Origin of the sequence: Pedobacter vanadiisoli, from assembly GCF_042684385.1 — a bacterium.
In the GTDB taxonomy this organism is placed as follows: domain Bacteria; phylum Bacteroidota; class Bacteroidia; order Sphingobacteriales; family Sphingobacteriaceae; genus Pedobacter; species Pedobacter vanadiisoli.
The window spans coordinates 57121-70551 of sequence record NZ_JBHULL010000007.1 but is presented as its reverse complement, the minus strand read 5'-3'; the positions used below and the strand labels follow the sequence as shown (position 1 = coordinate 70551).

Here is a 13431-nt window from a genome sequence, read left to right as displayed (position 1 = left end):
AAATCATATTTAAAGATACAGTTTAATCAAGAATGGGTGTTATCTTTTATCCAGATTATAGCATGCCCTGCAACGTGGCTCGTAACTTTCTTTTTCGCCCAATAAAACTGTAGCTTCATCAGCAACGGTTCGGTAACTGTACAAGGCTGGGTTTCCGCAGCAAACGCAAACGGCATTTACTTTGGTAACGTGTTCGGCAATGGCCATTAAGGCTGGCATCGGGCCAAAGGGTTTGCCCGTAAAATCCATATCAAGGCCAGCTACAATAACGCGTATGCCTTTAAGGGCAAGCTTATTGCAAACATCTGGCAGTTCATCATCAAAAAACTGGGCCTCATCTATCCCTACAACCTGGGTAGTGGTACCCAGTAATAAAATGGCCGACGCACTGTCAACAGGGGTAGAGTTAATTGAGTTTAAATCGTGAGACACCACTGCGCTTTCGTGGTAGCGTGTATCGGTACGGGGTTTAAAAATTTCGACATTCAGTTTAGCAATCTGGGCTCTTTTTAACCTTCTGATCAGTTCTTCGGTTTTGCCCGAAAACATAGAGCCGCATACCACTTCTATACTTCCTGAAAATTCGCCCCTTCTTCTAAAATTTTGTTCGCTAAATAACATGCCTGTTTTTTTATTCCCTATGTCTGTTCTATAATTTTAAACCGAACAAATATGAGAATTATGCATGATTTTTGACTACTTAGTTACCAACATGATTAATTAACGATTTAATCATGATCGAATGAATATCGCTAATGTTTTAGTGAAGGAATCTTTAAGGATGTTTTTATTTATACTTGAATTTAGTTTGAAAATAGGCTATAGCTTTATTAAAGCTGTGCATCTGATCATGTAAAGAATTCGATATTGAGGCTATCATATCTTATTCAGATCTGTATCATTTATTTTGTAGCATATCCAATCCAGTTACCGCACACATTCCTTAAATAGTTCCCAATTCATTTTACAGTTTTTTAATTCCTAATTGCATCAAATTCAAACTAAAAATCTTTTTTCCTTGCTTAACGGTGTCGGTAACAAACAGAATTTGACTGTTATTCCTGTAGCCTGTTATGCCTTTATCCTTTATCTCTTGTACAAAACCTTTCGATTTTGCTTCATTAACGATTGATTTTAACTCATTTCTATTATTTGTTGCATATATACATGCCTTAGAGGTAGGCAAATCGACTATTTGGTATGAGCTGGTGTCGTTTTGACCAATATGTTTGTAGGTTAGACTAACAGAATCGCCTGTTCTAAAACCATAGCCAAACTTTTCAAAATACGAGGTTTTTTCGTTTGCCTTTAATTTTAATGCTTCATATAGAATAGTAAAGGTTGGCAAAGTTTTTTGTTTGGTATGTGAACAGGAGATGATTAAAATCAAGCTTGAAATAGCGAGGACATATTTAAGTTTCATTTCACTAAGGTAACGATTCGATCAGATATTGAGTGATTAGCTAAGTACTTAAACATTCTTTATAAAATTTCTGTTGTAATAGGCAGAATTGTTTAATTGGGCTTTTTTAATATTACAGAATAAAAATATATATGAGAATTATGTGTTATTTTTGAACACATAGTTATCAACATAAATCGACTAAAAATTCGTTTTAATTTTATGATGAACCAACAAGATATTTTCAGAAAGATCGGCAGTATTTTAACAGAGTTAAATGAGCAATACCAGTTCTTAGCCCAAAATCCTCAGCAATTAAACGATTTGGAACTTGAGCTCTTTCTGGCCAATGCCCATTTCCTTTCTGATCATGTTAATATCGTAAGAAAATTAAATGCTACAATAGAAAATAAACCGGCTGAACCTGGAAACCATGCCTTGTTGGCCGAACAGAATACCATTATATTGCCAGAAGCTGAAAAAAATTATGTAGAAGATGAAGAGTGTTTCGATCCGCAGGAACTGGAAGAAGTGGTAACGGCCCAAGAAGAGGAAGAACGCGTAGATGTGAAACCGGAACAGGAAGTGCTGGATGATGAAGTTATTAAAGAAGAAAAAGCAGAGACGCTTTTAAAGAAAGATTTTTTCAAACCTGATCAGGATGACCATACTTTCGAATTTGTATTGAATACACATGATGAAAACGACCAGTTTGATTATGAAGCTAAATCTGTAGAAGAAATTTTCGATCGTCCTTTAAGTAAAGAAGAGGAGGAGATTTTAGCCAGGAAAAAGAAAATACATGAAAAAGAAGAAGCTTTAGCAGTGCAACCGGAGCATTTATCTGCGCAAGATGACGAAATTGGGCCTGAACCTTTTTTAATTCCACATAAAGAAGAGGAATCACAAATAATAACTAAAGAACCTGTTGTAGAACATGAAGAACCGGTTTCAGCTCCAGGCCAACCAATTGAAGCCCTGAAAGATATTAAACTGGATGATCCTGTTATTTCACCACCTGTTGAAGAAGAGCGCCCTTTATTTAGACCTGAAGCTGTGCCAGTAAAACCAGCTCCGCAGCCTGCAGCGGTTAAACCTGCACCAAGTTTAAACGATTTGCTCGCCAAAACAAATGGAAAAGGCGAGGAGCCTGTTAAAGCGCCAATTACTGATCTGAAGCAGGCCATCAGTCTGAATGAAAAATTACTTTTCATTAAAGACCTGTTTGGCGGTTATAATCTGGCCTATTCAGAAGTCATTGATATTATTAATAAAATGAGCAGTTTCGAGGCCGCAGATAGTTACCTGCAGCACAATTATGCAGCGAAAAATAACTGGGCCAATAAACAGGCTACCGTTGATCAGTTTTATGAGCTGCTGAACAGAAGGTTTAGTAAGTAGGGTGAAGGAGCAGTAAACGACAGATGCTTAGCGGTTTTACGAAGGGTATTACTTCGCTTTCGTCATACTGAAGGTTTCAGTATCCTGTCATGTATAGTTTGTTTGTAATAAGGATGCATGAGATTAGCATTTCTTGATCGGGAAATGAACGTTCAGTTTTTCATGGGTACTGTAGTCCCGCCGCCACTACAATCTTTTTGGAAAGAGGTTAATAAGACGAACACATTGGCTACAAAAAGTATTTCCGTTTTTGTCGGGTTTATTAACCCGGGGCAGTAGCACAGAATTGCCCACCTCAACCCGGTAAAAGCGAACACGATTAAAGCGTTTAACGAGATCGTCATCGTTTTATAACGAGGATGAATGAAATTGGCATTTGTAATGCCGGTTAAAATTTATTCAGGATGACGCATCTCGGTTGAGGTATTGACTCCAGGCTAAGGACTCCTGACTTAGGACTAAATAAATCCCATCCGGTTAGAATCCAGTTTTAAAAAGATAAACAACAGAATGGTGAAACTCCATAATGACGATCCACCGTAGCTGATAAATGGTAATGGAATACCGATTACGGGAATGATCCCGATGGTCATCCCGATATTGATAAACACGTGGAAAAACAGGATACAGGCCACACTATAACCATAAACCCTGGAGAAAGTAGATCGTTGCCTTTCAGCCAGGTTGATCAGCCTGAGTAATAAGAATAGGTATAAGCCGATTACGATCGAGCAGCCCATAAAGCCCCATTCTTCGCCAATGGTAGAGAAGATAAAATCGGTGCTTTGCGCAGGTACATAACCATATTTTGTTTGCGTGCCCTGTAAAAAGCCCCGGCCGGTTGCCTGTCCCGAACCAATGGCTATCTGCGATTGGATTACATTATAACCCGCCCCTTTGTTATCGGCTTTAAGACCCAGCATCAATTCGATACGGCTGCGCTGATGGGGGGCTAAAACTTTTTCGTAAGCAATTTTAACCACAAAAAGGTATGCAATCGCAATGATGGTTACGAGTACCGTAGAAATAATGATTTTTTGTTTTCTCCTGTTATTATAAATGAAAAGTCCGCCGATGGTCGTAAGAATAAGGACTAATACATAAGTTGGCACCAGGAAATCGGCAACAAACAATACAATCATTCCTAAGAAAATTAAGAGAAAATAACCCGATAAGCCCTCTCGGTATAAAGGGAACATAAAAGCAAGAAACACCAATGCCGAACCTGTATCGGGCTGTAACATGATGAGTAAAAGTGGGGCCAGTACAATAAGTCCGGCAATGACGATCGATTTAAAATCCCTGAATTTGGGATTAAACGTGCTCACATACCTCGCTAAAAGCAGTGCGGTACCAAATTTGGCAAATTCTGAGGGTTGCAGCCTAAAAGAACCAATAGGGATCCAGGCCTGGTTTCCACCTACATTTCGGCCTACAAACAATACCACAACGAGTAAAAATAAGGTAGCGCCATAAATAAAAGGTGCAAATACGTTAAATAACCTTCCGTCGAACAATAAGATCGATAAGCCTAATATCAGCCCGGTAATTACGTAAATTAACTGTTTGCCATAGCTGCTCGAAAAATCGAAACCTGTTGCTTTATCAGGGTTGTAGATAGATGCATAAACATTGATAAAACCAATTGCGCATAAAGCAATGTAGATTAAAACGGTAATCCAGTCTACATTAAAAAAGAAACGGTTTCCCTGCTGTTGCATCTTTATTTATTGGTTACAGGTTTATGGTTTACAATAGGTTGGCTTACTTTGGGCTTTTTGGAAAGAGTTTGCTTTAGTATTGCCGGTTTTATTTTTAAGCTGTCTTTAACCCTTTTAAGAGAATCTGCCTTTTTTAGGTTTAAACTGTCTGATTTTGTTAATTTAACTTTTTTTGTCTTATCAATCAAAGCAGGTAAAAGATTGGTTTCGGAGAACGCTTTTACCGTATAGCCATTCGAACGTGGCTTAATGCTGTCGGTCAAATATTTTTCTACGATAAAACTCGATATCGGTGCAGCGTAAGATCCACCATAGCCACCATTTTCTACAATCACCGCAATGGCAATTTTAGGTTTGTCAATTGGTGCAAAGCCGATAAAAACCGAGTGGTTTTTGCCATGTGGATTTTGTACCGTTCCGGTTTTGCCACACATGGTAATATTGGGTATTTGCGATTCTTTTGCCGTTCCCCATGGGCTGTTAACCGCATCCCTCATCCCGTTAATTACAATAGGGAAATATTGCTCATCAACACCTACATAATTTTTAACCACATACTCTTTCTTCACCACATTTTTATCGCCGATCCCTTTAATTAAATGTGGTTTTAAATAATAACCACGGTTGGCAATGGCAGCCATTACATTGGCCATTTGCAATGGGGTAGAGGTAATTTCACCCTGGCCGATAGCCTGCGAAATTACAGTGGTGTATCCCCAGCGTTTACCATAAATTTTATCATAATGTTCGGCCGGATAAAATATACCCTTTTTTTCGAAAGGCATATCGATGCCCAGTTTTTCGCCAAAACCCCACTTAGCAATCTGTGCATGCCAGTTTGCGTAGGTTTGGCGTTGGTTTTTCATGCCGTTTTTAGTGATGATGCTCTGAAAAACATGGCAAAAATAGGTGTTGCAGGAGCGGGCAATACCCCGTTGCATATTAATGGTGCCATCTACGTGTTCGCATTTTACTTTATGGTTTCCGGCCATGTAATAACCGGGACAGAAAAATGTGGTATTTGGATCAATTGCTCCATCTTGCAAGGCAACGAGTGCATCAACCGGCTTAAACGACGATCCCGGCGAATACTGCCCGGCAATAGGCCGTATAAGCTGCGGACGGTAGGGGTTTGCAATTAAATTCATGTAGTTTTTCCCCCAATCTTTACCTACCAATTGGTTTGGATCGTATCCCGGACTGCTCACGAAAGCCAGGATTTCTCCTGTTGCAGGTTCGATAGCTACAATTGCCCCTACCTTATTTTTCATCAGTTCTTCGCCAAGGCGTTGAATCCTGATGTCCAGAGAAGAAATTAAACGTTCTCCTGATACGGCGTTTACGTCATATTTTCCATTGGCATAACTGCCTTGTGCTACATTATGCACATCGTAAAGCGTATTTACTACACCTTTTTTGCCGCGAAGAAAATCTTCATATGATCTCTCCAGACCACTCTTCCCAATAAAATCGCCTGGTTTATAATAACCTTCCGATTTTTCAATATCATCGGGGCTTACTTCCTTAACATAGCCGAAAAGCTGGCCAGCAATACTATCAGGATAATGTCTGACCGTTCTGTCCTGCGTCGAAAAACCTGGGAAGCGATACATGATTTCCTGTAAGCGGGCATAGGATTGAACTGAGATTTGTCTTTCAAAAAATGTAGATTGATAAGGAGATTGTACTCTTGCTTTTTTCAACTTTTTACGTACATCTTCAACCGTAATTTCCAGAGCCTTGGCCAATCCGAGGGTATCAAACGGTTTAACCTCGTTTGGGATAACCATTAAATCGTAAACGGGTTCATTTTGCACAATTACTTTCATGTTACGATCGAGAATGGCCCCACGGGCAGGGAACTTGTATTTCTTTTTTAATACGTTACTTTCAGCTGAAATAAAGGCTTTATCGCTGATAATCTGGATATAAAACAACTTACCCAGCAAAATCAGCGCGATTACAATAAATAATCCCTGAACGATATATTTCCGGTTAAATAACTGATCCATTAACGAGATGTTCTTCTATAGAATATAAACTCTACCAATAAAATAATAAGCAGTGTAAAGATACAACTTAAGCCGCATCTCATTAAGGTATAACCTACTTCGGTTAACCTAAATGTTTCTAAAAAGAACAGCACCAGATGATGTGCAATAACGCAGAGAAAAGCATATAGTGAAAACCATTGGAAGCCCATATAACTTAACGATGGTTCTGGGTCGTCAATTGCGTCGCGGTTTAAACTAATCGATATAAAAGATATTCTTACAAAAGCGAGCACCACGCAGGCTGTAGCATGTACGCCCATGGTATCATAAAAGGCATCGAGGGTTAACCCTGTTCCGAATGCCAATAGGTATAATAAAATATTGGGTATGCCGAATGGAAGAAGAAGTAAAAACAATACGTAGATAAATGGCGTAGAAAGATCGTAAAAGCCCATGTTCTTGAGCAGGAATATCTGCACAAAAAGTAGCAAAAACCACCTGATTACATTTACGATTATGATTCTACTATTCATTTGGTTTAATGACGTTTTCTAAAGCTTTTTGCTCTTCAGCTTTTTTATATTTAACTACATATACGTATTGTAATGTGCTAAAATCAGTAAATAAATTAACTTCTCCCGATAAGAAATTATCATTGGTGGCTACGTTTGGCTTGCTGATTCTTCCTACTAAAATCCCCTTCGGAAATGAAGCAAAGCCCGAAGTAACTACAGTATCGCCAACGTACATTTTAATGTGGTTGGGTACTTCTTTGATAAGTGCTTTTTTGATATCAAAATTGCCGTCGCCCCAAACCAACGATCCTAAAGCATTATTCTTTTTAAGTGTAACACTAATTTTTGTGTCTTTATGCAATAACGATTGGATCGTTGCTAAATGTTCTGAAACATCGCGGATAAAGCCTACAACACCTTTTTGAGGAGCAATAACGGCCATTCCACTTTTAATGCCATCAATACTGCCCTTGTTAATTGTCATGACGTTATTACGCAAAGTGATGGAATTTTTGATCACTTTGGCTGCAAGATAGGTATAATCCTGATTGGTTACCGTATCAATAACTTTAACATCTTTAGCGGTATCAACTGTGGTTAAACTTAGCAGCTGGCTTTTAAGTTTGGCATTTTCGGCAGCAAGGCTATCGTTAACCATCCCAAGGTTTAAATAGCGCTTAAAAACATTTAACCTCTCGTAAGCCGTGCCTACAATTTGGTTTGTAGAGTTTAAGGTTACGCTACGCTGATAGGAATTATTCTTCACTGTTAGGTAGATACCAACGGTAAAAAAGATAATAAAAAGGAAAAATGCGTTGTATCTGCTGATGAAAATCCAAAGGTTACGCATTTGAGTTTGGAGTTAAAAGTTCGGAGTTGGGAGTTAACAGTTTGGCGTATGAGTGGAAACCCCAAGCTCACAACCCCAAACTCCAAACTGAATGTTATTGCATTAAGAATTTATATCCGCCAATATTTTTAAGGGCAATTCCGGTTCCGCGTACTACCGCACGAAGTGGATCTTCTGCAACGTGGACAGGCAATTTAGTTTTAGCAGCCACACGTTTATCTAAGCCTCTTAATAACGCACCACCACCAGTTAAATAAATACCGGTTTGGTAAATATCTGCAGAGAGCTCCGGAGGGGTAATCTCTAATGCTTTTAAAATTGCCTCTTCAATTTTAGAAATCGATTTATCTAAACAGTGTGCAATTTCAGTATAAGAAACGGTGATCTGTTTTGGCACACCCGTCATTAAATCGCGGCCCTGAACTGCGAAATCAGCCGGGGCATCCTGTAATTCAGGTAAAGCGGCACCAACTTCGATTTTTATTTTCTCTGCAGTACGGTCGCCGATCATGATGTTATGCTGACGGCGGATGTAGTTTACAATATCAGAATCGAAGTTATCGCCTGCCACGCGGATCGATTGATCGCAAACAATACCCGATAAGGCAATAACTGCAATTTCGGTGGTACCGCCACCAATATCGATAATCATATTGCCCATCGGCTCCTCCACATCGATACCGATACCTACAGCAGCTGCCATGGGCTCGTGTATCAGGTATACTTCTTTAGCCCCTGCAATCTCAGCTGAGTCGCGCACGGCACGTTTTTCTACCTCTGTAATACCAGAAGGGATACAGATTACCATACGTAAAGAAGGGAACATCCATCCTTTACCGCCGTTAAGCATGCGGATCATTCCTTTAATCATGGCTTCTGCAGCATTGAAATCGGCAATTACACCATCTTTCAGCGGACGAACGGTTTTAATATTATCGTGGGTTTTACCCTCCATTTGCATGGCCTGACGGCCAATAGCAATAACTTTGTTTGTAGTACGATCGAAAGCAACAATAGATGGTTCATCTACAACTACTTTGTCGTTATGTATAATCAGGGTATTCGCAGTACCTAAATCGATGGCAACTTCTTGCGTAAACCAGTTAAATAATCCCATGTAAGGTATGTTTTCTTTATTTTATCAAATTTATACTATTCCTAATGTAAAAATAGCTTTTTTATTGTTTTAAGTTTTATTTTCTTCAGTTATTAAACTGTTTTTAAGACAATTAAATTTTGAAAAAAAGCTAAAAGGAGAAAGCTGAAAGACTAAAGCTGCTGTAATAAGCTTTAAGCTTTGGTCTTTCAGCTTTCAGCTCAAAAAACTAGTGTTTAAAATGTCTTACTCCGGTAGTTACCATGGCAATGCCTTTTTCATTTGCTTTAGCAATAGAATCTGCATCTTTAATTGATCCACCAGGTTGCAGCACTGCAGTAATTCCGGCATCGGCAGCAATTTCTACACAGTCTGGGAAAGGAAAGAAAGCGTCAGAAGCCATGGCAGCACCCTTTACACTGAAGCCAAAAGAAGCCGCTTTTTCAATCGCTTGCCTTAAGGCGTCAACGCGCGAAGTTTGCCCAACACCACTTGCAATCAATACATCGTCTTTAACCAATACAATGGTGTTCGATTTGGTGTGTTTTACGATTTTATTGGCGAAGAACAAATCTTTCAGCTCTTGCGCAGTTGGCGCTTTATCGGTAACGGTTGTCATTTGCTCCGGACCTTCAATAATTAAATCTTTGTCCTGCTCAATTACACCATTTAATAAGGTTTTAAATTGTTTTTTGCTCAGTTCTACCTCGTTACGCTGTAAAATAACGCGATTTTTCTTTTTGCTGAACAATTCTACTGCTTCTGGTTGGTAAGAAGGTGCAATTAATACTTCAAAAAACAAGTTGTTAATTTCTTCTGCGGTCTCCAGGTCAACCTCCACGTTGGTAATCAATACACCACCGAAAGCCGAAACCGGATCGCATGCTAAAGCATCAATCCAGGCTTGTTTAACAGTAGGGCGCGAAGCAATACCACAAGCATTGGTGTGTTTTAAGATCGCGAAAGTTGGATCGTTAAATTCATCTATCAAAGCAACAGCAGCATCTACATCAACCAAATTGTTATAAGAAAGCTCTTTACCGTTCAATTTTGTAAACATGGCATCTAAATCACCATAAAATACAGCGCCCTGATGAGGATTCTCGCCGTAACGTAAAGTTTTGGCTTCAGTTACGCTTTGTTTAAAAACATCAAGCGGCTCTTCCTGGTTGAAATAGTTGAAAATTGCGGTATCGTAGTGCGAAGAAGTATGGAAGGCTTTTTTAGCGAAGGATTTACGCTGCGCTAAAGTAGTTTCGCCATTTTGCGCTTCTAATTGTGCCTGTAAAGTAGGATAATCATTTTTAGATGCAATAATCACTACATCGTTAAAGTTTTTAGCGGCAGCACGGATCAGGGAAATACCGCCGATATCGATTTTTTCGATAATCTCTTCTGGCGTTCCGCCTGCTTTTACGGTTTCCTCAAAAGGATATAAATCAACAATCACCAAATCAATTTCGGGGATATCATATTCAGCAATCTGCGCCTGGTCGCCGGCCAAGGCTCTACGGTTTAAAATCCCCCCAAATACTTTAGGGTGTAAGGTTTTAACACGTCCGCCTAAAATAGAAGGATAACCGGTTAAATCTTCAACTGCCGTAACCGGAAGATTCAAATCTTTAATAAATTGTTCTGTTCCACCGGTAGAAAATAACTGTACACCTTGCGCGGCCAACAATTTTACCAATGGTTCCAAGCCATCTTTATAATATACTGAGATTAAAGCGTTTTTGATTTTAATGGGTTGACTCATTCTACTGAAAATTTTGAGCCGCAAAGGTAGTAAAACAGAGGGATTTATTTAGGTGATGAAACCAATAAAAATGAAAATATTTGTATAATTTTATTTATCGGGTATTTTTTATCCTAAATAAGTATTTTCAGGTCGTGAAGCTACACCTTGAATTTATGCTAGGTAGTTGTATATCATTGTTTTACTAGTGTTTTTTAATGCTTGCCGCTAATTTGGAAATTAGCATACCAATCTTCCAAAACATCTATTACCGGAAGAAGGGTTTTGCCTAAATCGGTGAGTTTATATTCGACCCGTGGTGGGGATTCTGCAAAAGCCTGTCTTTCAATAAGTCTGTCGCGTTCCATTTCTTTCAGCTGTGTGGTTAATGTACCCTGACTTAAGAAATTCGTTTCGCGTTTAAGTTCGCCAAATCTTTTTGGGCATTTGGCCGCAATGGCTTTAATGAGCATAATTTTCCATTTACCGCCTATTATTTTAAATACGCCAGTCAACGGAGAGTCATTTAAAAATAAATCTTCATTTCTAACTGCTTTACGTTCATTATTAGTATTGTTTTGCATACCTGGTACTGTTTAAATGACTACTTGATTGCCAATAAAGCCTTTTTTTTCTTTGGATCTTAAATATAAGAAAAGCATGAAAAAATACAGCAATTGGCTCCCATTCCTGATCGCCTGTTCGGCCATATTTTTATCCGTTCTGGATCTGTTTATCGTTAATGTATCGCTCCCGTCCATAAAAACCGGCTTAAAAGGCACTAATGCCGATATGCAGTTGGTAATCGTGATGTATATTATAGGTTATGCTTCATTTTTGATTACAGGGGGGCGTGCAGGCGAATATTTTGGAAGGAAAAAAGTGTTTTTGACCGGAATGCTGATTTTTACCATCGCTTCTTTATCCTGTGGTCTATCACAGTCGGCAATCCAATTAAATGCAGCACGTTTTGTACAGGGAATAAGTGGTGCTTTTATGGTTCCGCAGGGGATTGCTTTTATCCCTGGTTTATTTCCTGATCAAAAGGAACGGATAAGGATGCTGGGGATTTATGGTAGTATTGCGGGTACCGCTTCTGTTATTGGTCAGTTTTTGGGTGGATTGATTCCTGACCTGGGCATTATACAGCAAAGTTGGCGTTTGATCTTTCTGATCAATGTACCTGTCGGACTGACCGCTGTTGTAATGGGTTTAAAATACTTTAAGGAACTGCCTGTTAAAGCAGGCGGGAAATTCGATTTTGTCGGTAGTCTTTTATTGATGTTAACGCTAACCTCGTTGATTTACCCACTGATACAGGGCCGGGAGTGGGGCTGGCCAATCTGGAGCCTTTCTATGCTGTTCCTTTCATTTAGTGTTTTTGGTTATTTTTATTAATTACCAGCGCCTGACGAAAAAGGCTGGAAATCGCCCTTTGATAGTTACAACTCTTTTTAAAAACTTCGAATTCAGGATGGGACTTTTAATTTCCCTGTTTTATTATCTTGTTCAGGATTCTTACTTTTTGATTAACACCGTTAATTTGCAAAGTGGGATGGGAATAAGTTCTGCACGCACCGGGATGTACTTTGTTTGCCAGGGATTAGGTTATGTAATGGCATCAGTGTTTTTTACGCCGCTCGTAGCCCGTTATGGTAAATTTATTTCGCTTACAGGATCGATTATTATGATCATAGCACTTGTTTTTCACTTATTCCTCTTTAATTTAAATGTTCCAGCACCGTTATATATCGGCATGGTATTGTTTGTTTACGGGATAGGCTGCGGTACGATTTTACCTTCATTGATGACGATCTCATTAAAAGGCATTTCCGAAGATGAGATGGGAACTTCGTCGGGTATTTACTTAACGTTACAGCAGGTTTCAGTGGCGATAGGAGTTGCTATTGTAGGTGGTGTTTTTTTCGGTAAACTGCATCATCCGGTTGTGGCTTCGCAGTTTCCTATTGCATATCAATGGGCAACTTTACTCAATATTGGATTTCTTGTGATTGTTAGTGTATTGTTACTGCTGGTGCCAAAAACGAAGAAGCTATAATTTCGGATTATTTTTTTAGTTTTTTTACAATCGTTTCTACAATGCGGGGGTAGTGCTGGTGTTCAAGCTGTTGGCCTTTAAATTTTACCATTTCCAGGTTGTCGCTCTTATCGATCCTGTAGCGCGCCTGGTAAATGTACTCCCCTTCATCGTAATTTTCATTTACATAATGGATTGTGATTCCGCCCTCGGTTTCGCCGGCGGCCATCACCGCATTGTGCACATGGTCGCCATACATGCCTTTCCCTCCAAATTTAGGAAGGATTGCAGGATGGATATTGACGATCCTTCCCGGATAGGCATGGATCAGGTTTTTAGGGATCAGCCAAAGGAAGCCAGCCAGTACAATAAAATCAATGTCGAGATTTTTAAGCAGGTCCACTACCTCATCGGTTTTATAAAATTCGTTTTTATCGAAAATATGGGTAGGGATTTCAAAATTATCAGCTCTTTGTAACACATAGGCTTCAGCGTTATTGGTTAACACCAAAGAAATTTCAATTTCGTTACTCCTTTTAAAATGCTCCATCAGTTTTTGGGCATTTGAACCAGAACCTGATGCAAAGATGGCTATTCGTTTTTTCACTCAAAAATCGTTTTGTCCAAAAATAGTATTTTTAAGGCTGTTTTCTTAAAGCCTGTCCAAAATTCAATAAAA

13 protein-coding genes are annotated in these 13431 nt (G+C 39.1%); 3 read left to right on the top strand and 10 right to left on the bottom strand.

Going from position 1 to position 13431, the window contains the following annotated elements; genetic code table 11:
• Window positions 1-39: 39 nt before the first annotated feature.
• Both ACFSR6_RS06280 and ACFSR6_RS06275 read right to left on the bottom strand, forming a co-directional pair.
• Window positions 40-621 (bottom strand): thymidine kinase, encoded by a 582-nt coding sequence (locus tag ACFSR6_RS06280; RefSeq protein ID WP_379076433.1) that lies wholly within the window; start codon window positions 619-621, stop codon window positions 40-42.
• Window positions 622-964: 343 nt separating this feature from the next.
• On the bottom strand, window positions 965-1423 hold the full coding sequence (locus ACFSR6_RS06275; protein ID WP_379076430.1) for a hypothetical protein: 459 nt from the start codon (window positions 1421-1423) through the stop codon (window positions 965-967).
• A gap of 201 nt (window positions 1424-1624) precedes the next feature.
• Between ACFSR6_RS06275 and ACFSR6_RS06270 the strand changes: the two genes are divergently transcribed.
• Window positions 1625-2803 carry a hypothetical protein gene (locus ACFSR6_RS06270; RefSeq protein ID WP_379076427.1) on the top strand — a complete coding sequence of 393 codons (1179 nt, stop codon included), beginning with the start codon at window positions 1625-1627 and terminating at the stop codon, window positions 2801-2803.
• A gap of 458 nt (window positions 2804-3261) precedes the next feature.
• Here ACFSR6_RS06270 and rodA read toward each other — a convergent pair whose 3' ends face one another.
• The 7 genes from rodA to ACFSR6_RS06235 all read right to left on the bottom strand — a co-directional run bounded on the left by rodA (window position 3262) and on the right by ACFSR6_RS06235 (window position 11298).
• Window positions 3262-4524, bottom strand: coding sequence for a rod shape-determining protein RodA (gene rodA / locus ACFSR6_RS06265; RefSeq protein WP_379076424.1), 1263 nt, complete (start codon window positions 4522-4524; stop codon window positions 3262-3264).
• Window positions 4525-4526: 2 nt separating this feature from the next.
• On the bottom strand, window positions 4527-6536 hold the full coding sequence (gene mrdA / locus ACFSR6_RS06260; RefSeq protein WP_379076421.1) for a penicillin-binding protein 2: 2010 nt from the start codon (window positions 6534-6536) through the stop codon (window positions 4527-4529).
• The gene (locus ACFSR6_RS06255) at window positions 6536-7051 is read right to left on the bottom strand and encodes a rod shape-determining protein MreD (protein WP_379076418.1); all 516 of its coding nucleotides are present in this window, start codon (window positions 7049-7051) and stop codon (window positions 6536-6538) included. Before ACFSR6_RS06255 ends, mrdA begins: the two co-directional genes overlap by 1 nt.
• Entirely contained in the window at window positions 7044-7883 is an 840-nt protein-coding gene (gene mreC, locus ACFSR6_RS06250) for a rod shape-determining protein MreC (RefSeq protein WP_379076415.1), read from the bottom strand. Before mreC ends, ACFSR6_RS06255 begins: the two co-directional genes overlap by 8 nt.
• A gap of 94 nt (window positions 7884-7977) precedes the next feature.
• On the bottom strand, window positions 7978-9000 hold the full coding sequence (locus ACFSR6_RS06245) for a rod shape-determining protein (protein ID WP_010601761.1): 1023 nt from the start codon (window positions 8998-9000) through the stop codon (window positions 7978-7980).
• A 208-nt stretch (window positions 9001-9208) separates the two neighbouring features.
• Window positions 9209-10735 carry a bifunctional phosphoribosylaminoimidazolecarboxamide formyltransferase/IMP cyclohydrolase gene (purH, locus tag ACFSR6_RS06240; protein ID WP_379076412.1) on the bottom strand — a complete coding sequence of 509 codons (1527 nt, stop codon included), beginning with the start codon at window positions 10733-10735 and terminating at the stop codon, window positions 9209-9211.
• 194 nt (window positions 10736-10929) lie between these two features.
• Window positions 10930-11298, bottom strand: coding sequence for a winged helix-turn-helix transcriptional regulator (locus ACFSR6_RS06235; protein WP_379076409.1), 369 nt, complete (start codon window positions 11296-11298; stop codon window positions 10930-10932).
• Between the two features lie 76 nt (window positions 11299-11374).
• On the opposite strand from ACFSR6_RS06235, the gene ACFSR6_RS06230 reads away from it, so the two are divergent.
• Window positions 11375-12112 carry an MFS transporter gene (locus ACFSR6_RS06230; protein ID WP_379076406.1) on the top strand — a complete coding sequence of 246 codons (738 nt, stop codon included), beginning with the start codon at window positions 11375-11377 and terminating at the stop codon, window positions 12110-12112.
• 157 nt (window positions 12113-12269) lie between these two features.
• Window positions 12270-12773: an MFS transporter gene (locus ACFSR6_RS06225; RefSeq protein WP_379076403.1), complete on the top strand. Its 504-nt coding sequence runs from the start codon at window positions 12270-12272 to the stop codon at window positions 12771-12773.
• Window positions 12774-12780: 7 nt separating this feature from the next.
• On the opposite strand, the gene purN is transcribed toward ACFSR6_RS06225, so the two are convergent.
• The gene (gene purN, locus ACFSR6_RS06220) at window positions 12781-13359 is read right to left on the bottom strand and encodes a phosphoribosylglycinamide formyltransferase (RefSeq protein ID WP_379076400.1); all 579 of its coding nucleotides are present in this window, start codon (window positions 13357-13359) and stop codon (window positions 12781-12783) included.
• Window positions 13360-13431: the final 72 nt, after the last annotated feature.

Excerpts from the sequence above, each read along its gene's own strand:
- mrdA (WP_379076421.1), bottom strand. The coding sequence starts at position 6,536 with ATGGATCAGTTATTTAACCGGAAATATATCGTTCAGGGATTATTTATT.
- mreC (WP_379076415.1), bottom strand. The coding sequence starts at position 7,883 with ATGCGTAACCTTTGGATTTTCATCAGCAGATACAACGCATTTTTCCTT.
- ACFSR6_RS06235 (WP_379076409.1), bottom strand. The coding sequence starts at position 11,298 with ATGCAAAACAATACTAATAATGAACGTAAAGCAGTTAGAAATGAAGAT.
- purH (WP_379076412.1), bottom strand. The coding sequence starts at position 10,735 with ATGAGTCAACCCATTAAAATCAAAAACGCTTTAATCTCAGTATATTAT.
- ACFSR6_RS06245 (WP_010601761.1), bottom strand. The coding sequence starts at position 9,000 with ATGGGATTATTTAACTGGTTTACGCAAGAAGTTGCCATCGATTTAGGT.
- ACFSR6_RS06275 (WP_379076430.1), bottom strand. The coding sequence starts at position 1,423 with ATGAAACTTAAATATGTCCTCGCTATTTCAAGCTTGATTTTAATCATC.
- ACFSR6_RS06230 (WP_379076406.1), top strand. The coding sequence starts at position 11,375 with ATGAAAAAATACAGCAATTGGCTCCCATTCCTGATCGCCTGTTCGGCC.
- ACFSR6_RS06225 (WP_379076403.1), top strand. The coding sequence starts at position 12,270 with ATGGGAATAAGTTCTGCACGCACCGGGATGTACTTTGTTTGCCAGGGA.
- rodA (WP_379076424.1), bottom strand. The coding sequence starts at position 4,524 with ATGCAACAGCAGGGAAACCGTTTCTTTTTTAATGTAGACTGGATTACC.
- ACFSR6_RS06270 (WP_379076427.1), top strand. The coding sequence starts at position 1,625 with ATGATGAACCAACAAGATATTTTCAGAAAGATCGGCAGTATTTTAACA.
- ACFSR6_RS06255 (WP_379076418.1), bottom strand. The coding sequence starts at position 7,051 with ATGAATAGTAGAATCATAATCGTAAATGTAATCAGGTGGTTTTTGCTA.
- ACFSR6_RS06280 (WP_379076433.1), bottom strand. The coding sequence starts at position 621 with ATGTTATTTAGCGAACAAAATTTTAGAAGAAGGGGCGAATTTTCAGGA.